Source organism: Sphingobium sp. FW306-1B-F04DB, assembly GCF_058781925.1.
In genome coordinates this window covers 294,819-321,012 of record NZ_JBYSXE010000001.1, presented here as the reverse complement: position 1 = coordinate 321,012, position 26,194 = coordinate 294,819, and the positions used below count along the sequence as shown (strand labels likewise).

At 64.6% G+C, this 26,194-nt stretch carries 27 protein-coding genes and 2 tRNA genes; 16 read left to right on the top strand and 13 right to left on the bottom strand.

Going from position 1 to position 26,194, the window contains the following annotated elements:
• Positions 1-20 precede the first annotated feature (20 nt).
• Complete coding sequence (locus tag AC3WJD_RS01525) at positions 21-533, bottom strand: hemerythrin domain-containing protein (RefSeq protein ID WP_492743867.1); 513 nt, start codon at positions 531-533, stop codon at positions 21-23.
• 696 nt (positions 534-1,229) lie between these two features.
• Between AC3WJD_RS01525 and AC3WJD_RS01520 the strand changes: the two genes are divergently transcribed.
• Genes AC3WJD_RS01520 through AC3WJD_RS01505 form a run of 4 tightly spaced genes read left to right on the top strand, consistent with a single transcriptional unit; the run spans position 1,230 to position 4,186 of the window.
• On the top strand, positions 1,230-1,886 hold the full coding sequence (locus AC3WJD_RS01520) for a DUF6766 family protein (protein WP_492743865.1): 657 nt from the start codon (positions 1,230-1,232) through the stop codon (positions 1,884-1,886).
• Between the two features lie 55 nt (positions 1,887-1,941).
• Positions 1,942-3,111, top strand: coding sequence for a bifunctional 2-C-methyl-D-erythritol 4-phosphate cytidylyltransferase/2-C-methyl-D-erythritol 2,4-cyclodiphosphate synthase (locus AC3WJD_RS01515; RefSeq protein WP_492743863.1), 1,170 nt, complete (start codon positions 1,942-1,944; stop codon positions 3,109-3,111).
• Entirely contained in the window at positions 3,108-3,665 is a 558-nt protein-coding gene (locus tag AC3WJD_RS01510; protein ID WP_492743861.1) for a hypothetical protein, read from the top strand. The genes AC3WJD_RS01515 and AC3WJD_RS01510 overlap by 4 nt, the downstream gene beginning before the upstream one ends.
• 5 nt (positions 3,666-3,670) lie before the next feature.
• Positions 3,671-4,186, top strand: a complete 516-nt coding sequence (locus AC3WJD_RS01505; protein WP_492743859.1) for a CinA family protein — start codon at positions 3,671-3,673, stop codon at positions 4,184-4,186.
• On the opposite strand, the gene AC3WJD_RS01500 is transcribed toward AC3WJD_RS01505, so the two are convergent.
• Positions 4,132-4,608 (bottom strand): type II toxin-antitoxin system RatA family toxin, encoded by a 477-nt coding sequence (locus tag AC3WJD_RS01500; protein WP_492743857.1) that lies wholly within the window; start codon positions 4,606-4,608, stop codon positions 4,132-4,134. The genes AC3WJD_RS01505 and AC3WJD_RS01500 overlap by 55 nt on opposite strands.
• 1 nt (position 4,609) lies before the next feature.
• On the bottom strand, positions 4,610-5,542 hold the full coding sequence (gene lipA, locus AC3WJD_RS01495) for a lipoyl synthase (RefSeq protein WP_492743855.1): 933 nt from the start codon (positions 5,540-5,542) through the stop codon (positions 4,610-4,612).
• A gap of 68 nt (positions 5,543-5,610) precedes the next feature.
• Between lipA and AC3WJD_RS01490 the strand changes: the two genes are divergently transcribed.
• Together AC3WJD_RS01490 and AC3WJD_RS01485 are read left to right on the top strand one after the other, a co-directional pair.
• On the top strand, positions 5,611-6,243 hold the full coding sequence (locus AC3WJD_RS01490; RefSeq protein WP_492743853.1) for a carbonic anhydrase: 633 nt from the start codon (positions 5,611-5,613) through the stop codon (positions 6,241-6,243).
• A gap of 139 nt (positions 6,244-6,382) precedes the next feature.
• Positions 6,383-6,670 carry a hypothetical protein gene (locus tag AC3WJD_RS01485; protein ID WP_492743851.1) on the top strand — a complete coding sequence of 96 codons (288 nt, stop codon included), beginning with the start codon at positions 6,383-6,385 and terminating at the stop codon, positions 6,668-6,670.
• Positions 6,671-6,749: 79 nt separating this feature from the next.
• Here AC3WJD_RS01485 and ettA read toward each other — a convergent pair whose 3' ends face one another.
• Positions 6,750-8,429, bottom strand: a complete 1,680-nt coding sequence (ettA, locus tag AC3WJD_RS01480; protein WP_492744081.1) for an energy-dependent translational throttle protein EttA — start codon at positions 8,427-8,429, stop codon at positions 6,750-6,752.
• Positions 8,430-8,651: 222 nt separating this feature from the next.
• On the opposite strand from ettA, the gene AC3WJD_RS01475 reads away from it, so the two are divergent.
• The 3 genes from AC3WJD_RS01475 to AC3WJD_RS01465 all read left to right on the top strand — a co-directional run bounded on the left by AC3WJD_RS01475 (position 8,652) and on the right by AC3WJD_RS01465 (position 10,892).
• Positions 8,652-10,007: a M20/M25/M40 family metallo-hydrolase gene (locus AC3WJD_RS01475; RefSeq protein ID WP_492743849.1), complete on the top strand. Its 1,356-nt coding sequence runs from the start codon at positions 8,652-8,654 to the stop codon at positions 10,005-10,007.
• A 103-nt stretch (positions 10,008-10,110) separates the two neighbouring features.
• Positions 10,111-10,362: a hypothetical protein gene (locus tag AC3WJD_RS01470; protein ID WP_492743848.1), complete on the top strand. Its 252-nt coding sequence runs from the start codon at positions 10,111-10,113 to the stop codon at positions 10,360-10,362.
• Between the two features lie 242 nt (positions 10,363-10,604).
• Positions 10,605-10,892: a response regulator transcription factor gene (locus AC3WJD_RS01465; protein ID WP_492743846.1), complete on the top strand. Its 288-nt coding sequence runs from the start codon at positions 10,605-10,607 to the stop codon at positions 10,890-10,892.
• 648 nt (positions 10,893-11,540) lie between these two features.
• On the opposite strand, the gene AC3WJD_RS01460 is transcribed toward AC3WJD_RS01465, so the two are convergent.
• From AC3WJD_RS01460 to AC3WJD_RS01445, 4 genes are all read right to left on the bottom strand, one after another.
• Entirely contained in the window at positions 11,541-12,170 is a 630-nt protein-coding gene (locus AC3WJD_RS01460) for a hypothetical protein (protein WP_492743844.1), read from the bottom strand.
• A gap of 90 nt (positions 12,171-12,260) precedes the next feature.
• Positions 12,261-12,337, bottom strand: a tRNA-Pro gene (locus AC3WJD_RS01455).
• Between the two features lie 357 nt (positions 12,338-12,694).
• Positions 12,695-12,770: transfer RNA gene (locus AC3WJD_RS01450), tRNA-Ile, on the bottom strand.
• Positions 12,771-12,850: 80 nt separating this feature from the next.
• Entirely contained in the window at positions 12,851-14,503 is a 1,653-nt protein-coding gene (locus AC3WJD_RS01445) for a sensor histidine kinase (RefSeq protein WP_492743842.1), read from the bottom strand.
• A gap of 150 nt (positions 14,504-14,653) precedes the next feature.
• Between AC3WJD_RS01445 and AC3WJD_RS01440 the strand changes: the two genes are divergently transcribed.
• Positions 14,654-15,133 carry an Lrp/AsnC family transcriptional regulator gene (locus AC3WJD_RS01440; protein WP_492743840.1) on the top strand — a complete coding sequence of 160 codons (480 nt, stop codon included), beginning with the start codon at positions 14,654-14,656 and terminating at the stop codon, positions 15,131-15,133.
• 78 nt (positions 15,134-15,211) lie between these two features.
• On the opposite strand, the gene AC3WJD_RS01435 is transcribed toward AC3WJD_RS01440, so the two are convergent.
• Positions 15,212-16,474, bottom strand: coding sequence for a hypothetical protein (locus AC3WJD_RS01435; protein ID WP_492743838.1), 1,263 nt, complete (start codon positions 16,472-16,474; stop codon positions 15,212-15,214).
• Positions 16,475-16,664: 190 nt separating this feature from the next.
• Here AC3WJD_RS01435 and AC3WJD_RS01430 point away from each other — a divergent pair, with 190 nt between their 5' ends.
• The 5 genes from AC3WJD_RS01430 to AC3WJD_RS01410 all read left to right on the top strand — a co-directional run bounded on the left by AC3WJD_RS01430 (position 16,665) and on the right by AC3WJD_RS01410 (position 22,490).
• Positions 16,665-17,423, top strand: a complete 759-nt coding sequence (locus tag AC3WJD_RS01430; RefSeq protein WP_492743836.1) for a YaaA family protein — start codon at positions 16,665-16,667, stop codon at positions 17,421-17,423.
• The gene (locus tag AC3WJD_RS01425; protein WP_492743834.1) at positions 17,420-18,055 is read left to right on the top strand and encodes an SDR family oxidoreductase; all 636 of its coding nucleotides are present in this window, start codon (positions 17,420-17,422) and stop codon (positions 18,053-18,055) included. The genes AC3WJD_RS01430 and AC3WJD_RS01425 overlap by 4 nt, the downstream gene beginning before the upstream one ends.
• 115 nt (positions 18,056-18,170) lie before the next feature.
• Entirely contained in the window at positions 18,171-20,903 is a 2,733-nt protein-coding gene (gene gyrA / locus AC3WJD_RS01420) for a DNA gyrase subunit A (protein WP_492743832.1), read from the top strand.
• Positions 20,900-21,241, top strand: coding sequence for a DUF952 domain-containing protein (locus AC3WJD_RS01415; protein ID WP_492743830.1), 342 nt, complete (start codon positions 20,900-20,902; stop codon positions 21,239-21,241). Before gyrA ends, AC3WJD_RS01415 begins: the two co-directional genes overlap by 4 nt.
• Positions 21,242-21,683: 442 nt before the next feature.
• Positions 21,684-22,490, top strand: a complete 807-nt coding sequence (locus AC3WJD_RS01410) for a cyclase family protein (RefSeq protein ID WP_492743828.1) — start codon at positions 21,684-21,686, stop codon at positions 22,488-22,490.
• A gap of 6 nt (positions 22,491-22,496) precedes the next feature.
• Here AC3WJD_RS01410 and AC3WJD_RS01405 read toward each other — a convergent pair whose 3' ends face one another.
• From AC3WJD_RS01405 to AC3WJD_RS01395, 3 genes are all read right to left on the bottom strand, one after another.
• Complete coding sequence (locus AC3WJD_RS01405; protein WP_492743826.1) at positions 22,497-23,153, bottom strand: lysoplasmalogenase family protein; 657 nt, start codon at positions 23,151-23,153, stop codon at positions 22,497-22,499.
• A gap of 224 nt (positions 23,154-23,377) precedes the next feature.
• On the bottom strand, positions 23,378-23,767 hold the full coding sequence (locus AC3WJD_RS01400; RefSeq protein ID WP_492743824.1) for a VOC family protein: 390 nt from the start codon (positions 23,765-23,767) through the stop codon (positions 23,378-23,380).
• A gap of 14 nt (positions 23,768-23,781) precedes the next feature.
• On the bottom strand, positions 23,782-24,213 hold the full coding sequence (locus AC3WJD_RS01395) for a DUF488 domain-containing protein (RefSeq protein ID WP_492743822.1): 432 nt from the start codon (positions 24,211-24,213) through the stop codon (positions 23,782-23,784).
• A gap of 141 nt (positions 24,214-24,354) precedes the next feature.
• Between AC3WJD_RS01395 and trmFO the strand changes: the two genes are divergently transcribed.
• The gene (trmFO, locus tag AC3WJD_RS01390; protein ID WP_492743820.1) at positions 24,355-25,674 is read left to right on the top strand and encodes a methylenetetrahydrofolate--tRNA-(uracil(54)-C(5))-methyltransferase (FADH(2)-oxidizing) TrmFO; all 1,320 of its coding nucleotides are present in this window, start codon (positions 24,355-24,357) and stop codon (positions 25,672-25,674) included.
• Here the strand turns inward: trmFO and AC3WJD_RS01385 are convergent, their stop codons facing one another.
• A complete protein-coding gene (locus AC3WJD_RS01385; protein WP_492743818.1) occupies positions 25,675-26,151 on the bottom strand; it encodes an EF-hand domain-containing protein in 477 nt (158 codons plus the stop codon).
• Positions 26,152-26,194 lie beyond the last annotated feature (43 nt).

Here is a 26,194-nt window from a genome sequence, read left to right as displayed (position 1 = left end):
CGGGTAAGAGGACCGGCGCGTCAGGCGGGGACCGGATTTACCACGCGTGTCCGCGCGACCGGCAACCCCGTTGCCTGCGCCTGCTCCATCAGCGCATGCTTGCGCCCGAGCATGCGGTCGCGCAGCGCCACCAGATCAACATCGGCGCGCCGACACTGCGCGAACATGCCCTCCGACGGCATTTCCTCCTCATGGACATGGTGCTTGATCTCTTCCGACAGCACCTTGAGCTTGGCGTCGAAGAAATCGTCCGCGGGCGAGCCGGCGAGAATGTCGTTGATCAGCACCTTGGCGCCGTCATGCTCTACCCAGGCCTCGGTAAAGGTCTCTTCCTCGATCTTCCCGCGAAAGGCGGGGTAAAAGATCTCCTCCTCGATCATCATGTGGATCTTGAGCTCGTTGCAGATTTGCTCGGCGAGTTCGGCCTTCTTTGTATCCGACCTGGCTTTTTCGAACTGTTCGAACAGGTCCTCGACCTTGCGATGATCGGCCTTGAGCAACGCGATCGCGTCGGTGAATTGCTGGGCAGGCATGTGCAATCTCCTCGATGGTCATCAGAAAGCAAGCGATCCGCACGCGGACATGTTCCATGCCCCTGGCGCGCCGGCGACGTGACGTTCGATCGATGCAGTGCAGCACGGACCCAAATGGTCGCTGGCGGGTTGGTCGTTACGGTCGTCGCTTGATCCCGCGAAGACGGGCAGCACTCTGGTGTCGAGCACGGGGCAGCTTTCGAGGCTGCAAATGACGGATTCCCACATAGACTTCGAATATTACACTCGACGCGAACGCGAAGAGCGTGCCCGCGCGAAGGAGAGCCCGTGTGTATGCGCCCGCCGTGCACATCTTCAGCTGGCGGCGGCATATGCACGCAAAGCGGGCCTGATCGTCGCGAACGATGCCCCCACGCTGAAGGAAGTCGATCCACCCGATCTCAAAGAGCCGGCCGCGCCCAGACATTGGGCCTGATCGGCGCGGCGGCCATAATCGCGGTCATAGATGGATTCGTCGGTGCGGCACAGCGCGGGGCGTTGTCCAGCAGCGACTTTCGAGATCGACATGTGTCATGTCACTCTCCGTTTTGTTCGATGGAGAATGAACGGTCCCAATATGCACGAGGTCCTTTCGTTTCGGGCGTGGCCGGACGGCCCGTCGCATTTCACGGCAACTCCATCTCGTTGTGATCGTTCCGCCTCTGACACGAGGCACGATCATCGGTGGAGGAGCAAATGCGATTGCTACGCGACAATGGCCTGACGATAGCGCTGGCTCTGCTGTTCCTTCTCAGCCTTGTAGGCCAGGCATTTGCGGGCTGGCATTTCCAGAATGGGCAACTCGCGGAACACGATCGGTTGCCGATCACGCTGGCCCAATTCCTGCGCGACCCGCTGTTCCTCTCGAGCGTTTTCGAGAACTGGGAGAGCGAGTTCCTGCAGATGTCGGCCTATGTCGTGCTCACCGCGATCCTCGTCCAGCGCGGATCCGCGGAATCGCGCGACCCCGACACGCCACCGCGCGATGCAGGGCTGGCGGCGCAGGCGCGCAAGGCCGGTGCGCCCGCCATATTGCGCGCGGGTGCCTTGTGGCGCTGGCTCTACGCGCGCTCGCTCGGGATCGCGCTCTTCCTGCTCTTCATCGCCTCGTTCATACTGCACTGGACCTACAGCGCGCGTGCCGCCGCCGAGGAAGCGATGCTGCACGGGGCCGCACCCGAGCCGTTTTCCGCCTATCTCTTTTCGGCGCAGCTCTGGTTCGAATCCTTCCAGAACTGGCAGAGCGAGTTCCTGTCCACCGCGATGCTGGTCGTGCTGTCTATCTTCCTGCGCCAGCGGGAATCGCCCGAGTCAAAGCCCGTCGCGGCGCCGCATGCGCAAACCGGGGCATGACCGCCGATGACGCGGAGTGTTTGCAGCGCGGGCAATTTGGCCTAGGCGCGCGAACATGGAAGCGAAGAAGCAGATAGTCGCGCTGATCGTCGCCGCAGGGCGTGGCGAACGCGCGGGCGGCGCGGTGCCCAAGCAGCTGACGGTGCTGGGCGGCAAGCCCGTTGTCGCGCACAGCGTCGACGCCTTTCTGGCGCATTCCGCGATCGACGGCGTCATCGTGGTGACGGGCGCCGGGCACATGGGGGCGATGGAGGCTGCACTCGGTGGACGTCAGGTCGCCGCGATCGTCGCGGGTGGCGCCACGCGCCGGGAATCGGTCCTTGCCGGGCTGGAGGCGATCGCCGCGGCCGGCGGCACGACGCATGTGCTTATCCATGATGCGGCGCGCCCTCTCCTTCCCCATGCGGTGATCGACCGGCTGCTGGCGGTGCTCGACACATCGGCAGGCGCGATCCCCGCCCTCCCCGTCGCGGATACGCTGGCGCTGGGGGATGGGGCGCTGGGCGATATCGTGCCGCGCGCGGGGCTCGTTCGCGTGCAGACGCCACAGGCCTTTCATTTCGATGCGATAATGGACGCACATGCGCGCTGGCCCGCGGAGCAGGAGGCGACCGACGACGCCCAGATCCTGCGCGCCGCGGGTCATGATGTCGCGATCGTCGAAGGAGATCCGATGCTGGAAAAGATCACGCAGCCCGAGGATTTCGCGGGGGCCGAGGCGCGGCTGGGCGCGCGTACGGGGTTTCGCACGGGCATGGGCTATGACGTCCATCGGCTGGTTTCGGGCGAGGAATTGTGGCTCGGCGGCGTGCAGATCCCCCACGACAAGGGGCTTTCGGGGCACAGCGATGCCGATGTCGCACTCCACGCGCTCACCGACGCGCTGCTCGGCACGATCGGCGCGGGCGATATCGGGATGCATTTCCCGCCCTCCGACCCGCAATGGCGGGGTGCCTCGTCGGACCGTTTTCTCGAACATGCCGCCGGGCTGGTGGCGCACGCGGGTGGCGCGATCGAGCATGTCGATGTCACGATCATCTGCGAGGCGCCCAAGATCGGCCCGTATCGGGATGCCATGCGAAACCGCATTGCGGCGCTGTTGCGGGTGGATATGACGAGGGTTAGCATCAAGGCGACGACGACCGAGCGGCTCGGCTTCACCGGGCGTGGCGAAGGCATCGCAGCGCAGGCGGTTGCGACGATCAGGATGGTGGAGGCAGTATGAAGCGTGCTCGGACAGCGATCCTCGGCGGAACGATTGCGCTACTTCTGGCCGGGCAGGCGCATGCCGCCAAATCGAACCAATGCATGACCCCCGCCGAGGTGGAAAGCGTGGCTCTGGTGCTGCTTCCCGACATCCTGCGCGGGATTGCGAAGAGCTGCGCTGCGCACCTTCCCGCCGATGCGTTCCTCGGCGATGGCGACGCGGCAATGCTCGCCCGCTACGATGCCGAGGTCGAGCGTGCCTGGCCGGGCGCGCGGGACGCGCTGCTCAAGATGACGGGGACCGGCGACAAGGCAGCCGTGCAGGCGATGTCCGATGCCAGCGTTGCCCGGCCGTTGCTAGCTGCCTTCATCGTTCCAGGGCTTACCGCGGGGATCAAGCCCGAGCAGTGTGGCACCGCGAGCCATATGATCGAACTGTTCGAGCCGCTGCCCGCGCGCAATGTGGCGGGAATCTTCTCGGCCATCCTGCAACTCGCCGAAGCGGACAAGGGGGACAAGCCGAGCAAGGACGACTTTCCCATCTGCCCGTTGCCAGCGCTGGCGGGAGGATGAGCGGCATGGATTTCCTGCTCCCCGACGAACTCGTCAGCGCGGCGCGCAGGGTGGTCGACGCCAATCGCGCCGCGGGGCGCACGATCGCGCTCGCCGAAAGCTGCACCGGCGGGCTGGTCAGCGCCGCACTGACCGAAATTCCGGGATCGTCCGATGTGTTCGGCGCGGGCTATGTCACCTATTCGAACGAAGCCAAGATGAGCATGCTCGGGGTCAGCCTCGACGTGCTCGACACCTTCGGCGCGGTGTCGATCGCGGTGGCCTGGGCGATGGCGCGCGGCGCGCAGGAGCGCTCGGGCGCTGATGTCGCGGTGGCGATCACGGGCATCGCGGGCCCCGATGGCGGCAGCGAGAAAAAGCCCGTCGGCACCGTCGTCTTCGCGCGCGCCGACAAGGATGGCGATTCGGAAGACGTTGTCGCGGACAAGCGCGAGTTCGGCGATCTGGGCCGCGCAGGCGTAAGGCTTCAGGCGGCGCTCGTCGCGCTCGAACTGCTGATGCCCGGGTCCTCGCCGCCGTAAAGCGCCTTGGCGCGTTCCTCGAACGCCCCGATCATCTTGCGCAGCGCACGGTCGAACATCTGCCCCGCGAGCCGCTCGAAGATCGCCGAGCGAAACGCGAAATCGACGCTGAAATCGACGAGCGTCCCGCCCCTGCCATCGGCGCGGAAGCCCCAATGGTTGTGGAGATGCTTCAATGGGCCATCGACATAGTCGACCTCGATCCGGCTCGGACGCTGCTTGTTGACGCGCGAGGTGAAGCTCTCGCGCAGCGCCGAGAAGCCGACGATAAGATCGGCGACCATCTCGGTCGCGGAGTTTGAACGCACGCGGACCGCGCTCACCCAGGGCAGGAATTCGCCATAGCGGCCGACATCAGCCACCAGGTCGAACATCTGCTCGGGGCTGTAGGGCAGGTTCCGCGTTTCGGTGTGGCGGGGCATATCAGCCTCTCGCGAGCTTGGCCTCGCGCGCCGCGCGCAGGCGCTCGAAATCCTCGCCAGCATGATAGCTCGACCGCGTCAGCGGCGACGAGGCGACGAGCAGGAATCCCTTGGCGCGCGCGATCGCGGCATAGGCGTTGAAGGCCTGCGGCGTCACGAAATCCATCACCTTGGCGTGTTTGGGCGTGGGCTGGAGATACTGGCCCATGGTGAGGAAATCGACATCGGCCGAGCGCATGTCGTCCATCACCTGGTGCACCTCGAGTCGTTCCTCACCCAGGCCCAGCATGATGCCCGACTTGGTGAAGATCGAGGGGTCGTGCCGCTTCACCGATTCGAGCAGGCGCAGCGATGCATAATAGCGCGCGCCCGGCCGGATCGTCGGGTAAAGCCGCGGGACGGTCTCGAGATTGTGGTTATAGACATCGGGGCGCGCCGTGACGATTGCCTCGACCGCGGCTTCCGCCTTGTTGCGAAAATCGGGGGTGAGGATCTCGATCGTCGTCTTTGGCGTCGTACGACGGAGCGCCTCGATCACCTTGACGAACTGGCTGGCGCCGCCATCGGGCAGATCGTCGCGGTCGACCGAGGTGATCACGATATGCTCGAGGCCAAGTTCGGCCGCAGCATCCGCTGTGTGCTGCGGCTCGAGCGGATCGACCTTGCGCGGCATCCCCGTCTTGACGTTGCAGAATGCACAGGCGCGTGTGCAGACGTCGCCCAGGATCATCACCGTCGCGTGCTTCTTGGTCCAGCATTCGCCGATATTGGGGCACGCCGCTTCCTCGCAGACCGTGGCGAGGTTGAGGCGGCGCATCAGCGCCTTGGTCTCGGCGAAGCCGACGCTGGTCGGCGCTTTCACGCGGATCCAGTCGGGCTTGCGCTGGCGTTCAGGACGGGGCTGGGGCACGGAAATGGGATCGGCTTCGCTCATGCACGCGCAGATAGCGATTTACGCGCGCTGTTGCCACCCCTGCCCTGTACGGATTAGGGGACGCGCTCATGGCAGACTTTTCCGATCTGATCGCGGGCTATCGCCGCTTCCGTTCCACCGGCTGGTCCGAGCAGCGCGAGCGCTGGGCCGAACTGGCCGAAGGACAGAGCCCCAAGGTCATGGTGATCGCCTGTTCGGACAGCCGGGTCGATCCCAGCCAGATCTTCGACACCTCGCCGGGTGAGATGTTCGTTGTGCGCAACATCGCGAACCTCGTCCCGCCCTTCGAACTGGGCGGTGGACGTCACGGCGTTTCGGCTGCGCTCGAATTCGCGGTGACGCAGCTCGAGGTGCCCGAGATCATCGTCATGGGGCACGGCTCGTGCGGCGGCGTCCATGCCGCGCTGTCGCGCCGCTTCGAACACGCCCCGCCGGGCGCAGGCGGCTTCATCGCGCACTGGATCGATCTGCTCGACGAGGCACGCGACCGCGTCGAGCACGAGCATGGCGACGGTCCCGAGGCGATCCGCGCACTCGAGCTCGAAACCGTCAAGGTCAGCATCGCCAACCTCAGGACCTTCCCGTGCATCCCCGAGCGCGAGGGCGCGGGCAGGCTCAGAATCCACGGCGCCTATTTCGCGATCGCCGATGGCGTCCTCCACCTGCTCGACGAAGCGACGGGCAACTTCCGCCCGGCCTGACGCGGTCCGCGCGCCGACATTCGAAGCCTGTCCACCGCGATCCCAAGAAAACTTTTTCCGCAGCGCACAATTTTTTACTGTTTGCGTAAACGTCAATCGGGCAAAGGGGCGCGGATTTAATCTGCGAAAGGTCCGTACAATGCGTCTGTTCGTTGCATCCGCCGCCGCGATTCTCGCGCTTTCCGCCCCCGCCGTCGCTGTCGCACAGGACGCTGCCGCTGCGGCCGCGCCGTCGCGTGTCAAGAACGGCGTCACGCTCTATTCGGCCGACGGCAAGCGCCTTGGCAAGATCAATCGCGTCAATGACGACGTCGTGACGATCATCTTCGATTCGCGCTTCGTCCGCTTGCCCGTGAGCTCGGTCAGTGAAGCCGAGGGCAAGCTGGTGACCAGCCTCGATTACGCTGCGGTCCGCAAGATCAAGTAATCGGCCGGCGCGTCCAGCGCTGATACAAAAAGGGCCGGCGCCTCGCGGTGCCGGCCCTTTTCATTTGGGTATAAGAAACTCAGCGCGTGAGCTTCTTGTAGGTCATGCGATGCGGACGGTCGGCCTCGTCGCCAAGGCGACGGCGCTTGTCCTCCTCATAGGCCTCGAAATTGCCCTCGAACCATTCGACATGACTGTCGCCCTCGAAGGCGAGGATGTGCGTGGCGAGACGATCGAGGAAGAAGCGATCGTGGCTGATCACCACCGCGCAGCCCGCGAAGCTCTCCAGCGCCTCTTCGAGCGCGCGCAGAGTCTCGACATCGAGGTCGTTGGTCGGTTCGTCGAGCAGCAGCACGTTGCCGCCCTGACGCAGCATCTTGGCCATGTGGACGCGGTTGCGCTCACCGCCCGAGAGCTGGCCGACATTCTTCTGCTGATCCGAACCCTTGAAGTTGAATGCGCCGACATAGGCGCGGCTCGCGACGTCGTGCTTGCCGAAGGTGAAGATGTCGACGCCGTCAGACACTTCCTGCCAGACGTTGTTCTTGGGATTGAGCGCATCGCGGCTCTGATCGACATAGCCGAGCTTCACCGTGGGGCCGATCTTGAGTTCGCCGCCATCGGGCTGTTCCTGGCCCGTGATCAGCTTGAACAGCGTGGTCTTGCCCGCGCCGTTGGGGCCTATCACGCCGACGATGCCGCCCGGGGGCAGGTTGAAGTCGAGATTCTCGAAGAGCAGCTTGTCGCCGTAAGCCTTGGTAAGCCCCTTGGCCTCGATCACGCTGCTGCCCAGCCGCTCGGGCGTCTGGATGAGGATCTGCGCCTTGCCGGGCACGCGGTTGGCCTGCTTCTCGACGAGCTCGTCGAACGCCTTGATACGCGCCTTGGACTTGGTCTGGCGGGCCTTGGGCGATTGCCGGATCCATTCGAGCTCGTCCTTGATCGCCTTCTGGCGACCGGCCTCCTCGCGGCCCTCCTGTTCCATGCGTTTCGCCTTGGCTTCGAGCCACGCAGAGTAGTTGCCTTCGAAGGGCAGGCCCTTGCCGCGGTCGAGCTCGAGCACCCAGCCGACGACATTGTCGAGGAAATAGCGGTCGTGGGTGACGAGGATGACGTTGCCGGCATAGTCGACAAGGTGCTTTTCGAGCCACTGGACGCTTTCGGCGTCGAGATGGTTGGTCGGCTCGTCGAGCAGCAGCACCTCGGGCTTTTCAAGCAGCAGGCGGCACAGCGCGATGCGGCGCTTCTCACCGCCCGACAGGCTTTCCACGCTCCAGTCGCCCGGCGGGCAGCGCAGCGCTTCCATTGCGATCTCTAGCTGGTTGTCGAGTGTCCAGCCATCGACCGCGTCGATCTTTTCCTGAAGCTCGCCCATTTCCTCCATGAGCTTGTCGAAATCGACGTCCTCCGGCGGATCGCCCATGATGTTGGAGATCTCGTTGAAGCGCTCGACGAGGTCAGCGACGGGGCGGACGCCGTCCATCACGTTTTCCTTGACCGTCTTCTTCGGGTCGAGCTGCGGTTCCTGCGCCAGATAGCCAACGCGGATGTTCTCGCCCGGCCACGCCTCGCCCGAGAACTCCTTGTCGTAACCCGCCATGATCTTCATCAGCGTCGACTTGCCGGCGCCGTTGACGCCGATGATCGCGATCTTCGTGCCCGGGTAGAATTGCAGGTTGATGTTGTCGAGAACGGGCTTGGGCTGGCCCGGGAACGTCTTGGTCAGGCCCTTCATCACAAAACTGTACTGCGCGGCCATCGGCACGTGACTCCGTCTTTAATCGAATGCGGCTGAAATTTGCGCGACGCCCTAGCCGAGCGCCCGCTGCTTGGCAAATATGGGATGCACGCGCGGGCGATTCCAGAGTCCGGCGTGAACCATAAGCGCGGCGTGCCGACCGATAAGGAAAAACCGGGTTTCCGATGCGCGCCGGAATGATACAGCCTGCCGCTCTGTATTCGCAGTCCGGAAAGCAATCCCATGAAAAAATTCGTACTTCTGGCGTCCGCAATCCCCACGCTCGCATTCGCCGCGCCCGAGAAGACCGCCGGGTTGCGCGACGCGGCGCTCAAGGATGAGATCGCCTGGGACATCACGGAGGGGCTGACCACCGAGGTCGGCCAGCGCATGCCCGGCACCGAGGCAGAGGCGCGTGCGCGCGACTGGGCGGTGAAGAAGCTCAAGGCACTCGGCTTCAGCAATGTCCGCGTCGAGCCCTTCGACATGCCCGTCTGGGTGCGCGGCGCCGAGAAGGCCGAGATCACGCCTCCCTACGCGCAGCCGCTCGTGCTGGCGGCGCTCGGCAATAGCGGCGCGACGCCCGAGGCGGGGCTCGAGGCCGAGGTCGTCTATTTCCCTTCGCTTGATGATCTCAAGGCAGCGCCCGATTCGGCGGTGAAGGGCAAGATCGTCTTCGTCAGCCATGCGATGAAGCCGACGCAGGACGGCTCGGGCTATGGCTATTATGGTCAGGCGCGCTTCACCGGCCCCAATATCGCGGCGAAGAAGGGTGCTGCGGCGATCGTCATCCGGTCGATCGGCACCGACGACCACCGCAATCCGCACACCGGCAACACCAATTTCGAGGCGGGCGTCACGCCGCTTCCCGCCGCCGCGCTCTCCAACCCCGATGCCGACAATCTGGAGCGCATCTTCGCGCGTGGCAAAACGGTACGCATGAAGCTGGTCCTAACACCCCGCAATATCGGCGTTCGCCAGTCGGGCAACGTCATCGCGGAGGTTCCCGGCAGCGATCCCGACGCCGGAATCGTGCTGATCGGAGGCCATCTCGACAGCTGGGATCTCGGCACCGGCGCGATCGACGACGCATCGGGGGTCGCGATCACCGCCGCGGCGGCAAAGCGCATCATGGATGCGGGGCGTCCGCGGCGCACGATCCGCGTCGTCTGGTTCGGCGCCGAGGAAGTGGGTGTGTTTGGCGGCAAGGCCTATTTCGAGCGGCACAAGGCCGACAATCACGCGATTGCCGCCGAATCCGACTTCGGCGCAGACCGGATCTGGCGCTTCGAGGTAAAACTGCCTGAAGGCGCGAAGCCCGTTGCGGACAGGCTCGCCAACGCTCTGGCCCCGCTCGGCATCACGCGCGGCAAAGGCGAGGCCGGCGGCGGCGCCGACGTCGGTCCGGTGATCCGTGCGGGGGTCTCGGCGATCGACCTCAATCAGGACGGTACGCGCTATTTCGACCTGCACCACACCCCCGACGACACGCTCGACAAGGTCGATCCCGAAGCGCTGCGTCAGAACGTCGCGGCATGGACCGTGATGCTCTCGATCGTTGCCGATGCGCCTGAGAATATTTCGTTCGGGCGACCGTAAACTTCAATTTATCGTTGACCGTACAGGATTCGCCGCTATCTGAAGGGCTCGCGAACGGCATTCGGGCCGGTACGCGAAATTTTTTTGCTTGGGAGCAAATCGAATGAAAAAAGTCACTTTCGTTCTCGCTGCCGCCGGCCTGATGACCCTGGCCGCCTGCGGTGAAAAACCGGCTGAAACCAACGTTGAGAACGCTGTCGAGAACGTCGAAGCCGCTGCTGAGAACGTCGAAGCCGCTGCTGAGAACGTGACCACCGACGCGACGAACGCAACCCTCAACGCGACCGACAACGCTGCAAACGCTGTCGAGAACGCTGCGAACGCCGTCGAGAACGCGACGACCAACGCGCAGTAATTCGCATCCCTGCCCGCTCCGGCGGTCAGGATGCAAAAAGGAAAACGGACGATCCGCTGCGGATCGTCCGTTTTCTTTTGTCTACCGAATTGGTCGGTGAGTCGCGCAAATTGCTTGAAAAATGGGAAAAATGCGACGTCGCTTCCCTGCAAGCCAAAGCCACCCCTTTCCACTAGCCTTTTTCGCAGTGGCCGTACGATCGGCCGACAGGGTCACATCCTCCTGATGCGAAGAGGGTGTTCATGCAGTTTTCGAGTACGCACAGCCTGACCGCGCGTGAGCGCGAAGTGCTTCAGCTGGTGTCGCACGGCCTGTCGGCCAAGGCGATCGCCCGCAAGATCGCGATCGCGCCGCGCACCGTGGAGCGACACATCGACAATCTCCGCCTCAAGTTCGGCGCGCGCAACCGCGCGCACATGATCACGCGCGCCTGGGCGAGCGGGCTGCTCGTCATCACGCGCCAGAGCCACGGCCACTCCGACGGCGGCAGTCTGGGATCACCGCCGTTGGCGCTGTCTGGCCTGTATTGATCGAAATATGGTCGGGGAGACAGGATTCGAACCTGCGACCCTCTGCTCCCAAACCAAAAAACGTATCAGATTTATCGCGTATTTTCAGTGCGTTATGCGATTTACTGTAGCACTTTTATCGCAAAATGTAGCACTTCTAGCCATATGGCGGGAGCTAAGTGCTTGAAAACCCCGGCGGCACTAAAAAGTGCCGCCGGGACGGCTCAGCGAACGAGCCAAAGCAAAACCACCAGCCATTTCGGCGGCATTGATCTGAGCATTCACCGTAACCTTGCACCGGATCTTCATTGCTGAAACTCCGGGGCGTGGCGCCACAACCCCTAAGAGTCGTGAAACGTTCCTGTGCAACCGTTAAGGGGCGGTTGCGGGCAATCTCCCCACCCTTGGCGTTCTAGAACCACTTCAGGAGGTTGTCGCTTGGCTCCTCGCCAAAGCGGCTTGCCCGTCTCCGGGGCCGCTGAGGGTCAGCGCGACGTGCCGGGTCCTTGCTGGGCCTATTGCCAATAAGCTGCGAGGCTGGTCCGACATCGACATCGTGTGCGTAATGAATTGAGGTGTCGAGTCTTTTTGCGCAGGGTGTGACGCCAATCGAAGGCGCGTTAATCGGCAACCACCTCTCTGTGAGGCCGCAAGCGCAGGAATTATGATTCAATCGCGGGACTTTTTGATGCGCGTGGATGGTAGAGGACTGAGGTTACGCAGCACCAACGGATCGGGTTGCTCCAATTTGTGCGGCAAAGGAAATTTGGCCGGCCATCGCGATTTCTGTGTCCAGTTGTGGCGACGGGAGTGAACGGCGGACTGCATCCGGTCGAGATGTCGGTTGAATCTTTCAAGCGTAGCAACTTGACCTTGCAACGTTCGTAGCGACGCCACGGAATGCGCAGCCTTTCCAGGACTTCTACTGGGCTTCATCCATGTCACCATGGATGGCTTCCCCGCGTAGATGAATCGGGAGTGGACGAGGGCGTTCCGATTCTCATTCAAAATGGAGAAGGCTGGAGTGATCGCCTCGACCCTCTCATCGAGTTCGGGACCAAGCGGAAACTGATTGGCCATATACCGAAGCATGACGACGCGATCACGGTTGGGCAGCTTGGCGATGAGGTTATGGACGGCCCGCGAATTAGGAACTCGCTTATTTTCGCCATCGTCGGTGAGGATAAAGCTCCCGATCAGCATATCCATCTCAAATTCGACGGTGTTCCAAAGGTATGTGATTTGGCCCAAAAGGGAGAAATGCCGTTCCAATTCCGGCAGATAGTTACGTATCGACATGGCATCCCCCCGAGCGACGATACGACAATTGCGCCGCGGCACGTTAAGTGCATACAGCGAAGGGTAATTTTTCCAATGTCTTGATTGAGTTGGTCGGGGAGATAGGATTCGAACCTACGGCCCTCGCGTCCCAAACGCGATGCGCTACCAGACTGCGCCACTCCCCGACGCCGATGTCCTGTATCGCCTTCGTACGGAATTTGCCAACATAGAATGAGCGGCAGTCGCAAGTTATCTGGCTGGCCGGTTTCGAATGGTCGCCCATGACCCGCTAATCGCGAAATCCCCAAAATCGGTAGGGGGCCGCAGTCAGAGTGTAGCACTAGTGTAGCACTTTTGGCGGCATTTATGAGCTTTTGGATGCCCTTAATCGCCGTTTTTGACGACCGTCAATGTGGCCGAAAGCCGCAGAAATGCTAGGGTTTTGGGGTGATTTCGGGGGTCGGTCTTGTATGCTCCCAAAGCAGATGCGCTACCAGACTGCGCTACTCCCCGACATGATCGGCGTCGAACCGTGCCGTCGCTGGTGGGCCCGGCAGGACTCGAACCCGCAACCTAGCCGTTATGAGCGGCCAGCTCTAACCGTTGAGCTACAGGCCCCGCCATGCGTGCGCACCCGATAGCGGACGGAGGTTGCGCATGGCAAGGCCAATGCGACGCCCGCGCGCGACCAAACGAGGTCAGCCGTTCCCCTCGCCCGCGCCCGCGCGCCCTACCGCGCCCGGCAGGATCAGCGCAAAGGCGTCGTTGCGGATGATGAAGCGCCCGCCTGCGGCCTCGGCAAGGTTGCGGACGAGCCGCAGCGCAAAGCCCAGCCCGAGCAGCGGCGCATCGGGCCAGTCGCCATCGGGGCTGTAGCCGGGATCGAGCAGCGCGCGCTCGTCCTGGTCGATCAGCGCCCTGGGCCGCGCGACATGGAGCGCGACCTGCCCGCGCGCCTCCCCGGCGAGCCGGACCGACAGTGCCTCGCCATTTGCGGACACCGCGATCACTGCCGAGAGCAGACGCGAGAACATGCGCTCGAGCGCGATCGGATCGACCGTCATTTCGGGGAGGTCATGTGCGACCGCGATGTCGAGCGACACGCGGCATTCGCCGGTCAGTGGCGCGAGATCGGTGCAGATGCGCGCAAGCATGTCCGAGCCGTCGACATGGCTCGAGCGCAGGCGCAATGCGTTGCTGTCGACGCGCGCGGCGGTATCGAGATCGTCCACCGCGCCGAGCAGCTTGCGCGCCTCGCCCACGATATCCATCGCGCGCGCACGATAGTCCTGTGCCGCGGGGCCAAGCATCTGGCCGTCGATCATCTCGGCAAAGCCCATGATCGCGTTGAGCGGGGTGCGCAGCTCATGGACGAGCTGGCGCAGCGATTCGGGGCGGAGCGCGGATCCGTAGAGGCCATCGGTGCTTGCGGTGCGCGCGATCTCGTCGACGCGCGGTCTGCGCGCTGTGCCGCGATAGCCCGTGAATCGCCCGTCATGCGAATTGAAGAAGGGTACCGCCGAAATCCGCCACTCGCCCGATACCTCCCCGGTGCCGGGAATGGTCAGTCGCGCGTCGCGAAAAGGTGCGCGGCGCCGGAATGCGCCTGCGACATAGCCGTCGACGCCGTGGTCGGGACGGTCGGCCGGGGTCGCGATCGAAAGCCCCACCAGCGGCCCGCGCGCGGCGCCGTCGATCCAGATCAGCACGCCGTCGGTGCCGGTTTCGAAGCGAAAATGGTCAGCCTGTTCCGGTGGGCGTGCCTCGGGCGATGGCGCGAGCGGACGCTGCGCGGGTCGATGGCGGCGATACGCCTCGATACGGTTGACCAGCTCGCGAATCTGCGCGCCGCCGCCCATCGGCGCAGCCTCGTGTTCGGGTACCGGGTGCGGCGCGGCGGGGGCCGCGGCGGGTTCCGGCGCCGCGATCACATGATCCGAGGGGCCGAAGCTGGCGAGCGCGCGCCGGGTTTGCGAATCAAGGTCCTCGCGATGACGCAGCAGCGCGCGCACCGGGATCGGCAGTCGCGGCAGCAGCGCCTGCCATTCGGTGGGCGTGAACCGGGTGCTGCGCACCAGCGGGGCCGCCACCGAAAGCGCATCGCCCGTGAAAAAGGTGAACAGCGCGACGGGAATCGGTCGGCCGACGAGCGATTCGGCGGCGAGCCGACGCCTTTCGATCGGAACGTGCGACCGCCATTTGCGGAGCACCACATAAAGCGCGTCCGGATCCTCGGAATCGCCACGCCGTTGGGCGGCAAGGTCGACGAGCTGGTGCCAGGCGATGGCGCGCGCTTCGGGGCTTGCGCCGGCACGCGCAATCACCGTGGCGGCCATGTCGTCGAAGCGCAAAGCTCTGTCTCCCGGGGTCCTGGTGGCCCTCGATAGCCAAGCCCGCCGGTGATAGGAAGCGCTGAATCACGTGCGTTGCAATGTGGGACAATTGCATTCCGCAGTAATTAAATTATAAGCCGATGCAGTTTTGAGTATGGATGTTCCTACATGGCCCAATTGACCATCGACGATATTGACCGACAAATCCTTGCCCATCTTCAATCCGACGGGCGGATGACCAATGTGGAGCTTGCCTCCAAGATCGGGCTGACTGCTCCGCCCTGCCTGCGCCGCGTGCGCAGCCTCGAGGATGCGGGCGTCATTCAGGGCTATAATGCACGTCTCGATCAGGCGGCGCTCGGCTATGGCATCACGATCTTCGCGATGGTGAGCCTTAAGAGCCAGGCCGAAGCCGATCTCCAGGCCTTCGAAAAGCACATCGCCGAGCTTCCCGAAGTGCGCGAGTGCCACATGCTCAACGGCGAGATCGACTTCCTGCTGAAGATCGTGGCGAAGGATCTGCAGAGTTTTCAGGATTTCCTGACGTCCAAGTTGACCCCCGCACCCAATGTGTCGAGCGTGAAGACCTCGCTGACCATCCGGCGGTCGAAATTTCAGCCCGGCGTGCCGATCGAGGACGTCGAGTAGCGCAACGCAACATCTGGACATGAAAAAGGGCGGCGGTGCCACTGGCCCCGCCGCCCTGTTTCCTTTCGGCTGTGGCGATCAGGCCGCCGGTGCCGCACCCTGGTTGAGGAAGGTCAGCCAGAATTGCGCAACACCCGTGCGGGCCCCCTTCACGTTCGCGAAGGCCTTCTTGGCCTCTTCCTTCTGGCCCGACATGGCGAGCGCAATGCCGAGGCGCGTGTTGACTTCATCGGCGTCGACGCCACCCTTGCTCAGCGCGGCCTGGAGAAGCGGCACTGCCTTGGCATATTCGCCATAGCCAAGATACGCATTGCCGGTGCCCGCGGCGAGCACGCCATTGGGCATCGACGTCGCGCGCTTTTCTTCACCGGAAAGGCTCGCCTTGTCCGCCGAAATCTTGCCGGAGACCTCGGTATAGAGCTCGTTGATGTTGCGGTTGGACACCGCACCCTTGGACTTCAGCAGGTCGATCGCGCTCTTGGCTTCGCCCGGCAGGCCGTCCTGGTTGGCTAGATAGGCATAGTCGTAGAAATCGCGCTCGCCCGCGAGCGATTGGGTCGCGCGCATCAGGCGATAGAGATCGAGCTCCACCTTGCGGCCGAGCTGCGCGCTGTCGCGATAGAGGACGAGCGCCTGGCGCCAGTTCTCGGGCGTGGGGTTGGCGGCGAGCTGCATCGACGACCATTTGGCAGTCGCGGTCATGTCCTTGCTCTTGTACGCTTGGCTGACGCCGAATGCGTACCAGTCCGCGGGAACCGCCTGGCCCGACGCCTTCTGTGCGGCAATCGCCTTTTCGAGCGAGGCGAGCGCCTGCGGCGTCTTGTTCAGCTTCGAATAAACCTGCGCCTGGGTGATGTGGAGCTCGGTCGTGTTGTACCCGCTGGTAGCGGCGGTGTTGAGCGCGGCTTCGGCCTTGGCAAGGTCATTCGCCTGATAGGCGAATTTGCCCGAATAGAACTGGAGCTTGGAAACCTCGCCCGCGGGGACGAGACCGGTTGCGAGCATGCCGTCGACGGCCTTGGACTGTTCGGCGGCGTTCTGCGTCTTGACTGCAGCGTCGAGCCGGTACTGGTTGACGACATATTTCTCGTCGGGGGTGGTCGCGCTTGCCTCGACGCCCGCGAGCGCGCTCAGCACGCCCGCCGGATTGTTTGCCTTGGAAGCCGCATCGACCGGCGCCATCGCGGTGCGGAATTCCTTGCTTAGCTTGAGCGACGGGCCCTTGCTGGCAGCTTCCTTTTCCTTCTTGTCCTTCTGCGCCTGCGCGGGAAGCGCGGCCATCATCGAGACCGAACCAAGCGCGAGCGCAAGACCGAGCGTCGCCTTCGATACCACCTTCATCGATCAATTCTCCTGCTGCAACCGAGGCTTCGCGTTCTGCACGCGCGTTCACGCGTGCCTAGTCGCGCGCGACCCGACACACAAGCCTCACAACCACCGGTGGACCCTGCGGTTCCCGCGCTGAACGCGCGTTTAACGATTTTCCCGCTAACGCTTTGCCTCGCGGCGGGGCTTCGGCTAACGGGCGCCGATGCTTGCCTTTTTGTCCCCCGCCAAGACGCTCGATTACAAGTCCGCAATCCCGCCCTTGATCGAGACTTCGCCCCGCTTCGAGACCGAATCGATGATCATCGCGGGCGCGGCGTCGGAATTGTCGGCCGCGCGCCTGCAGGCGATCATGGACATTTCGGAGAATCTGGCGGTGCTCAATGCCGAGCGCTACGCCAATTTCGAGAATCTGCCGACGCGCGCCGCGCTCTTCGCCTTTGCGGGCGACGTCTATACCGGTTTCGAGGCCAAGAGCCTCCCCGACGAAGCGATCGCCTTCGCGCAGGATCGTGTGCGCATCCTTTCGGGCCTTTACGGCCTGCTGCGTCCGCTGGACGGCATTCGACCCTATCGCCTCGAAATGGGAACGCGCTGGGCGCCTGCGACGGGCGATCTCTATGGCTTCTGGGGCAACCGCATCGCTGACCTCGCGGTCTCCGACCTTGAGGCCGAGGGCGGCGACACGATCGTCAACCTTGCCAGCCAGGAATATTGGGGCGCGATCAAGGGCCGGCTGCCCGAACATGTCCGCGTCATCACCATCGACTTCCGCGAGATCGGGCCCAATGGCGACCTGCGCTTCAACAGCTTCGCCGCCAAGCGCGCGCGCGGGATGATGGCGCGCCATATCTGCGAGCATCGTCTGTCCGATCCGGAATCTCTCAAGGGCTTCGACAGCGACGGCTATGCCTTCGATGCGGAAGGATCCGAAGGCGATCTCTGGCGCTTCGTCCGGCGATGAGCGGCTCTGCGGTCGTCATCGGCGCATCGGGCCGGATCGGCGCGGCGCTCGAGGCGACGCTGGTCGACGAGGGCGCATATGATCGGGTCTATGGCTTCGCGCGCAGCCGCAGCGGCACCGATCATATCGACATCCTCGATGAAGCCAGCATTGCCGCCGCCGCAGCGCGCGTCGCCGCCGGTCCGGCCCCCTCGCTCGTGATCGTCGCGACCGGCCATCGCGACGCCGGCGAGGCGTCGATCGGCGATCTCGATCATGATCGCCTCGCCCGGAATTTCGCGGTCAACGCGATCGGTCCCGCGCTTGTCGCCAAGCATTTCGTGCCACTGCTGGACACAGCGGGCACACCCGTCTTCGTCGCACTTTCGGCACGTGACGCCAGCTTCACCGACAATCGCCTGGGCGGCGCCCCCGCCTATCGCGCGTCCAAGGCGGCGCTCAACATGCTGATAAAGACGCTGGCGATCGAAAACGCGCGTGACAAGCGCCGCGCGGTGATCGTGGCGATCGATCCCGGCAACGCGCCCGATCCCGAGCGCGCGGCGCTGCAATTGCTCGACGCGATCGACGGTCTGGGCGTGCGCGACAGCGGCTCGTTCCTCGGCTGGGACGGCACCGAAATCGCACCCTGAAGGCCGCAATCTCCCGCGTGCGCGTACGCGCGTGCCCGCGCGCGAGGGCTGGCATTGATCGCCCCCATGCTCTAGGGATGTTCGATCATAGGAATCACTTTCTGAAAGCAGCACCTTGAGCACCGACGAGACGATCCTCGCCGATCCTTCGGACATTACGCCCATCAACATCGTCGACGAGATGAAGTCGAGCTATCTCGACTACGCCATGTCGGTCATCGTCAGTCGCGCGCTGCCCGATGTGCGCGACGGCCTCAAGCCCGTGCATCGCCGCATCCTCTATGCCTGCCACGAGGCGGGCTATGTCGCGGGCCGGCCCTATCGCAAGTGCAGCCGCATCGTCGGCGATGTCATGGGTAAGTACCACCCGCACGGCGACAGCGCGATCTACATGGCCCTGGCGCGTCTCGCGCAGGACTGGTCGATGCGCGTCATGCTCATGGACGGCCAGGGCAATTTCGGCTCGATGGACCCCGACGAGCCCGCCGCGATGCGTTACACCGAGGCGCGCCTCGCCAAGGTCGCCAACAGCCTGCTCGACGATCTCGACAAGGACACCGTCGACTTCACACCCAACTATGACGCGTCGGAAAGCGAGCCGCAGGTCCTCCCCGCGCGCTTCCCCAACCTGCTCGTTAACGGCGCCGGCGGCATCGCGGTCGGCATGGCGACCAACATCCCGCCGCACAATCTGGGCGAAGTCATCGCTGGCTGCCTCGCGATGATGGAAAATCCGGCGATCACCACCGAGGAGCTGATCGGGATCATCCCCGGCCCCGACTTCCCCACGGGCGCGACGATTCTCGGCCAGGCGGGCGCGCGCAGCGCCTATCACACCGGCCGCGGCTCGATCATCGTGCGGTCCAAGTACGAGATCGAGGAAGGCCGCGGCGATCGCCGCTCGATCGTGCTCACCGAGATCCCCTATCAGACGGGCAAGAGCGGGCTGGTCGAGAAGATCGCCGAAGCCGCCAAGGACAAGCGGATCGAGGGCATCAGTGACATCCGCGACGAATCCAACCGTCTGGGCGTGCGCATCGTCATCGACCTGAAGCGCGACGCGACCCCCGAGGTCGTGCTCAACCAGCTCTGGCGCCACACGCCCGCCCAGTCGAGCTTCCCCGCGAACATGCTCGCGATCCGCGGCGGCCGTCCCGAGACGCTGGCGCTCCGCGACATCATCGATTCCTTCGTCAAGTTCCGCGAGGAAGTGATCACCCGCCGCTCGAAGTTCGAGCTCAAAAAGGCGCGCGAGCGTGCGCATATCTTGCTCGGCCTGGTCATCGCGGTCACCAATCTCGACGAGGTCGTCCGCATCATCCGCGGGTCGTCGAGCCCCGCCGAGGCGCGCGCCAGCCTGCTCGCGCGCGAATGGCCGGTTTCGGAGATCGCGCCCTATATCCGGCTCGTCGAGGCGGTGGAGCATGAGGTCGAGGGCGACACGTACAAACTCTCCGACGCGCAGGTGCGCGCCATTCTCGATCTGCGCCTGCACCGGCTGACCGCACTCGGCCGCGACGAGATCGGCGGCGAGCTTCAGACGCTCGCCTCCAGCATCGCCGAACTGCTCGCGATCCTCGCCGACCGCGTGAAACTCTACGCAGTGATGCGTGAGGAACTCGAGGCCGTCCGCGACGAATTCGCCACCCCGCGCAAGACGATCATCGCCCCCGCTGCCGACGGCATCGACGACGAGGACCTAATCGAGCGCGAGGAGATGGTCGTTACCGTCACGATGCAGGGCTATATCAAGCGCACTACGCTCGACACCTTCCGCGCCCAGGCACGCGGCGGCAAGGGCCGCGCGGGCATGGCGACCAAGGACGAGGATGCCGTCACCAACCTGTTCGTGACCAGCACGCACACCCCGGTGCTGTTCTTCTCGACACACGGCAAGGTCTACCGCATGAAGGTGTGGCGCCTGCCCGAGGGCGGGCCGGCCACGCGCGGACGCCCGCTCATCAACCTGCTCCCGCTCGCCGCCGGCGAGACGATCTCGACCGTGCTGCCGCTCCCCGAGGACGAGAATGAATGGGGCAAGCTCCACGTCATGTTCGCCACCGCCAAAGGTTCGGTGCGCCGCAACTCGATGGACGCGTTCACCAACGTCCCGTCGAACGGCAAGATCGCGATGAAGTTCGAGGGCGAGGACGAGGACGATCGCCTGATCGGCGTCGCGCTGCTCGACGAGAATGACGACGTCCTTCTCGCCACGCGCCAGGGCAAGGCGATCCGCTTCCCCGGCGACGATGTGCGCGAGTTCCAGAGCCGCAACTCGACGGGCGTGCGCGGCATCCGCCTCGCCGCCGGCGACGAGGTGATCTCGCTCTCCATCCTGCACCGCGCCGGCGTGCAGGATCAGGAGGAGCGCGAGGATTATCTCCGCTTCGCCCCGTGGAAGGCCGAGAAGGAAGGTTCGCCGCAAATGGCGCCCGAGCGCTTCGCCGAGCTTCAGGAGCGCGAGCAGTTCATCCTGACGGTCTGCGCCAATGGCTATGGCAAATTGAGCTCGGCCTATGAATATCGCCGCACGGGCCGCGGCGGTCAGGGCATCACCAATATCGACAATATCGCGCGCAACGGCCTTGTCGTCGCCAGCTTCCCGGCCGTACGCAGCGACCAGCTGATGCTCGTCACCGATCAGGCCAAGCTGATCCGCATGGGGCTGGATTCGCTCCGCGTCATCGGCCGCAACAGCGCGGGCGTCCGACTGTTCAACGTCGCCGACAACGAACATGTCGTCTCGGCCGCCAAGATCGAGGAAAGCGACGAGGAAGAAGCGGAAGGCGAAGCTGGCGCCGAAGCGGTCGAGGGCGCGGCGCCCGAGGCTCCCGCCGCCGACGAATGAGCGCCGTTGCTTACAAGATCCTGACCGCCGATGAGTGGACGGAACTCGAGAGCACCGGCCGCTTCAAGGGCGCGCCGGTGGACCTCGCTGACGGCTATATCCATATGTCGACGGCCGATCAGGTGCGCGAGACCGCCGCAAAGCACTTCGCGGGGCAGGACGGGCTCGTGCTCGCCACGGTCGACCTCGCCGCGCTCGGCGACGGCGTGAAATGGGAACCCTCGCGCGGCGGCCAGCTCTTTCCACACTATTACGGGGTGCTGCCGCGCAGCGCCGTCATTGCAGCAGCGCCTCTGCCGCTCGACGCGCAGGGAAGCCACGTCTTCCCTACGCTTTGAAAACGCGCGATACCGCGGGTATCTTTAGGCGCAAGAACCACAGGACGCGCAAGGGCGGCGGGCAACATGGCGCCTTCCATCTGCCCGACGGCCGCCAGTGCGAGAAATGGGCGCCGTTCCGCGACAAGCAATGCGTCGCGCCCACGGACGAGGTTACCGGTTAGCAGGAAAGTCCAAGGTGGGGTGAGAAGCGGTCGTTCCAGTTCCTCCCCGGCACGGGGAGGGGGACCATGCGAAGCATGGTGGAGGGGCTGGTACGACACCGTCGCTTCAGCGCAGCCCCTCCGTCAGCCCTACGGGCTGCCACCTCCCCGTACCGGGGAGGATTATCGCCCACAACGGGGTCGAAAGCGGACATCGCAAACGGCACGTCCGCTCTCCGCTCCTCCGCTGTCCCTGAACGCTTCGGTCCGCTATTCTCGTCGGATACGCGGAGGCATCGATGAAACTCCGATATCGCTGGATGGGCTGTGCGATTGCGGTGGCCTCGCTTGCGGGCTGCGGCGCCGCTCCTGCGCCGGCCGATGGCGGCACGATCGACGAGAACCGAATCGTCGATCTGACCTACAGCTTCGACGACAAGACGATCTATTGGCCCACCGCCAGGGCATTCACATGGGAAAAGGAAAGCTGGGGGCCAACGCCGTCGGGCTTCTGGTACACCGCCGCACGCTACGGCGCGAGCGAGCACGGCGGCACGCATCTCGACGCCCCGATCCATTTCGCCGAGCGCGGCCAGACCGCGGATGAGATCCCGCCCGCCAAACTCGTCGGGCCCGCGATGGTGATCGACGTCACCGAGGCGTGCCGCGACAATCCCGACTATCTGCTCACGCTTGGCGACATCACGCGATGGGAGGCCCGGCATGGCCCCCTGCCCGACCAGTCGATCCTGCTCGTCCGCACCGGCTGGGGCCGGTTCTGGGGCGATCGCAGGCGTTATCTGGGCACCGACAAGCCCGGGGATACCGCCAATCTGCACTTCCCCGGCATCTCGCGCGAGGCGGCCGAGTTTCTCGTCAACCAACGCAAAATCGACGCGGTCGGCATCGACACCCCCAGCCTCGATCACGGCCCTTCGAAGGATTTTCGCGCGCATCGCGCACTTGCCGCCGCGAACATCTACGGGCTCGAAAATGTCGCCAACCTCGACCGGCTCCCGCCCAAGGGGGCCACGCTGATCGCGCTGCCCATGAAGATCAGGGGCGGCACCGGCGGCCCGACACGGATCATCGCGATCCTGCCATAGGCGGGGTCAGCCCGTCGGCGCCGCCGCGTTCGATTGCAACGTTCGCGCCACCCCAAGGAAGATCAGCAACTGCCCGACATAATAGAGCAGCCAGATTGCCAGCCCGAGCCATGCTGCGCCCTCCAGTGCCCCCATCCGTGCAAAGATCAGCAGGTCCGAGGCGACGAACATCATCGCGCCGATGCCGGTGCGGTAGCGCGGAAAGCGGCTGGTCCATGCTGCCGCCGCCATCGCGGCCACGAACAGCGCATAGACCGCAATGCCCGGCGCCTGCGCGCGGTCGGCAGGGAGTGTCCAGGCGATGAACACCGAGGCGGGGATGACGAGCATCGCCAGCGCCTTCTGGCTCGTCGACAGCGCCTCGCGCCGGTTGCGGAGATAGAGCCAGATCGCGAGCGCATGGCCGATCATGAAGGCGATCGCGCCGATCGTCATGCTGCCCACCAGCAGCACATCGCCCAGCGCGCCGAAGCCGAGCAGCCCGACTAGCAGCCAGCCGTCGCGCCCGCGCGCCTCCATAGCCGCGGCCAGCGCGAGCAGTGCCACGCCCGCGCCCTTCCAGGCGGTGCTCGCCGCCCCGGGCCAACCGAGGTCCCAGACCAGCGGATAGCTCAGTCCGAAGAACAGGCTGGCAATCACCAGCCAAAATGCGGTCCTCCCCAAAATGTACCCCCCTGCCTCATCGTCATTCCGGGGCCTAGACGAACCCGAAAACCGACGGTTTTCGCTGGTTCGGCTTGGAACCCGGAATCCATGAACACCGAGTTTCGATGTTCAGGCTCCGTGTTCATGGATTCCGGATCGCAAGACTTGCCGACGAAAAACCTGGAGGTTTTTCGGTCAAATCTAACGTCCGGAATGACAGTGTTGATCGTTTTTCATTGCTCTCACTCCGGACTATGGCACACCGCCTCGACGTTGATCCCGTCGGGATCCCTCACGAACGCGCCATAGTAATCGGGATGATAATGCGGCCTCAGCCCCGGCGCGCCATTGTCGGTGCCGCCCGCCGCCAGCGCCGCGTCGTAAAAGGCGTGGACCTCGGCGCGGGTCTTCGCGGTGAAGGCGATATGCGTCCCCTCCCCCACGCGCTCATTGTCGCCGATCCAGAAATAGGGCTTGCCGTTGCTGCCGAAGCCGAACGCGGTGCCGCCCGCCTCGGTCAGGTCGGGCCCCACCTCCATGATGAGCGTGATGCCCAGCGGCGCCAGCGCCTTTTCGTAGAAGGCGCGCGAGCGCGTGGCGTCCGAAACCGCAAAGCCGACATGATCGAGCATGGTTCCTCTCCTCTTCAGGCGAAGAGATCAACGACTTCGGCGACGTCCGCAACCCTCTCCAGCAGCACGGTGCGGTGGCAGATCGCGGGATCGCGCTCGAAGCAGAGCAAGGCGCTCGGCTTTTCCGCCGCGAGATCGCGCATCATCGCGGCCTCGGCGATCGCCTCGGGCTGTTCGAGCTGCCCGGCATAGACCGCCTCCATCGTCGCGCGGTCGCCCTTGCGCGCGGCATAGCGCCCTGCGGGCGGCGTTCCGAGCGCGCGTAGATGGACATAGTCGATCCCCGCCTCCTGCAACGCACCCGAGAGCGCGGTCTTGGAAAAGCCCGGCTTGCGCGACAGCGGCACCGCCCGGACATCGATCAGCCGCTCGACGCCCGCCTGCTTCAGCGCCGCAATCAGTTCGACCTGCGTGGCGCCCTGATAGCCGATGGTGAAGATCCGCATGACTGCAAGCCTAGCGCAAAGCCACGGGCTGTCCTACAGCCGCCACTTTCGGTATTCTCGTCGCGAAGGCGTGCATTTCGCTCCCGTGACGGGCGCATTTTTATCGCCATGTGCGAGAAGTTTGTGAAGTTAAGGACCCCAGTGACACATCAGATCCACATCATCGGCGGCGGACTCGCCGGCTCGGAAGCGGCGTGGCAGCTCGCCAATGCAGGGGTGAAGGTCCGGCTGTCCGAGATGCGCGGTTCGGGCACGATGACTCCCGCACACCAGACCGACCATCTCGCCGAGCTCGTCTGCTCGAACAGCTTCCGCTCGGACGACGCCGAGCGCAATGCGGTCGGCCTGCTCCATGCCGAAATGCGGGCATTGGGCTCGCTGATCATGGCCAAGGGCGACGCGCACAAGGTGCCCGCGGGCTCGGCGCTCGCGGTCGACCGTGACGGCTTTTCCGAAGCCGTAACCGCCGCGCTCGCCGCGCATCCTAATATCGAGATCGTGCGCGAACGGGTGGATACGCTGCCCGAGGGGCCCGCGATTATCGCCACCGGCCCGCTCACAGCCGAAGGCCTCGCCGCCGCGATCGGCGCACAGACCGGCGAGGACTCGCTTGCCTTTTTCGACGCGATCGCGCCGATCGTCCACCGCGACAGCATCGACATGGACATCTGCTGGTTCCAGTCGCGCTGGAACAAGGGTGAAGGGCACGACTACATCAACTGCCCGATGGACAAGGAGCAGTATGTCGCCTTCCATCAGGCGCTGCTCGACGGCGAAAAGGGCGAATTCAAGGAGTGGGAGAAGGACACGCCCTATTTCGAGGGGTGCATGCCGATCGAGGTGATGGCCGAGCGCGGGGTCGACACGCTGCGCTATGGCCCGATGAAGCCCGTCGGGCTCGATGATCCGCGCACCGGGCGCTGGCCCCATGCCGTCGTCCAGCTGCGTCAGGACAATGCGCTGGGGACGCTTTGGAACATCGTCGGCTTCCAGACCAAGCTCAAATATGCCGAGCAGATCCGTATCTTCCGCATGATCCCCGGGCTAGAGAACGCCGAGTTCGCGCGGCTGGGTGGGCTGCACCGCAACACCTTCATCCAGTCGCCCAAGCTGCTCGACGGCCAGCTCCGCCTCAAGTCGCGACCCAACATCCGCTTCGCGGGGCAGATCACGGGATGCGAGGGCTATGTCGAATCCGCGGCGGTCGGCCTGCTCGCGGGGCGCTTCGCTGCAGCCGAGCTGCTCGGCAAGGAAATGGACAGTCCGCCGGTTACCACCGCGCTGGGCGCGTTGCTCGGCCACATCACCGGCGGCGCCGAGGTCGAGAGCTATCAGCCCATGAACGTCAATTTCGGCCTGTTCCCGCCGATCGAGGGGCGCACCAAAAAGGCCGATCGCAAGCTGCTCTACACTGCGCGTGCGCGCGAGGCGCTCGACGAATGGGTCAGCGAGCTCGCCTGATCACGCGTCCTCGTCCTCGCCTCTTGGCGCGGGCGGCGGTGGGCAATCGGGTTTGGCCTTGGGCTTGCGAACCGGAGCCGTCGTCGCGAACTCTGCGCGCGACAGCGCCCGTGAACGGTCGGCGTCGGCCTTGGCGAATTTCTCGCGCGTCTTGATCGCCCATTCGTCGAAACTCAGCCGCCCGTCGCCATTGGCGTCGAGCTTGCCGAAGGCCTTGCGGCGGCTCGCAAAATATTCCTCGGTGCTGACAGCGCCGTTCCTGTCCTTGTCCGCACGTCCGAAGCGCCTTTCCTCGCGCGATTGCGCGCTGGCCTCAGGAGGCGCGGGGAGCGGGTCTCCGGGCAGTGGCAGGCCCGCCGACTGCACCGCCGGTGCATTGGGCAGCACGGGCTCGCTCTCCGCCCGGCTCTGCCACCAGAATATGCCCGCCGTGGCCAGCAGCAACGCCGATCCCACGCCTGCCAGGAAACGCCCCATATCGTCCTCCCGCCTCCAATGCGGCGAGGCTAGGCTCGTTTCG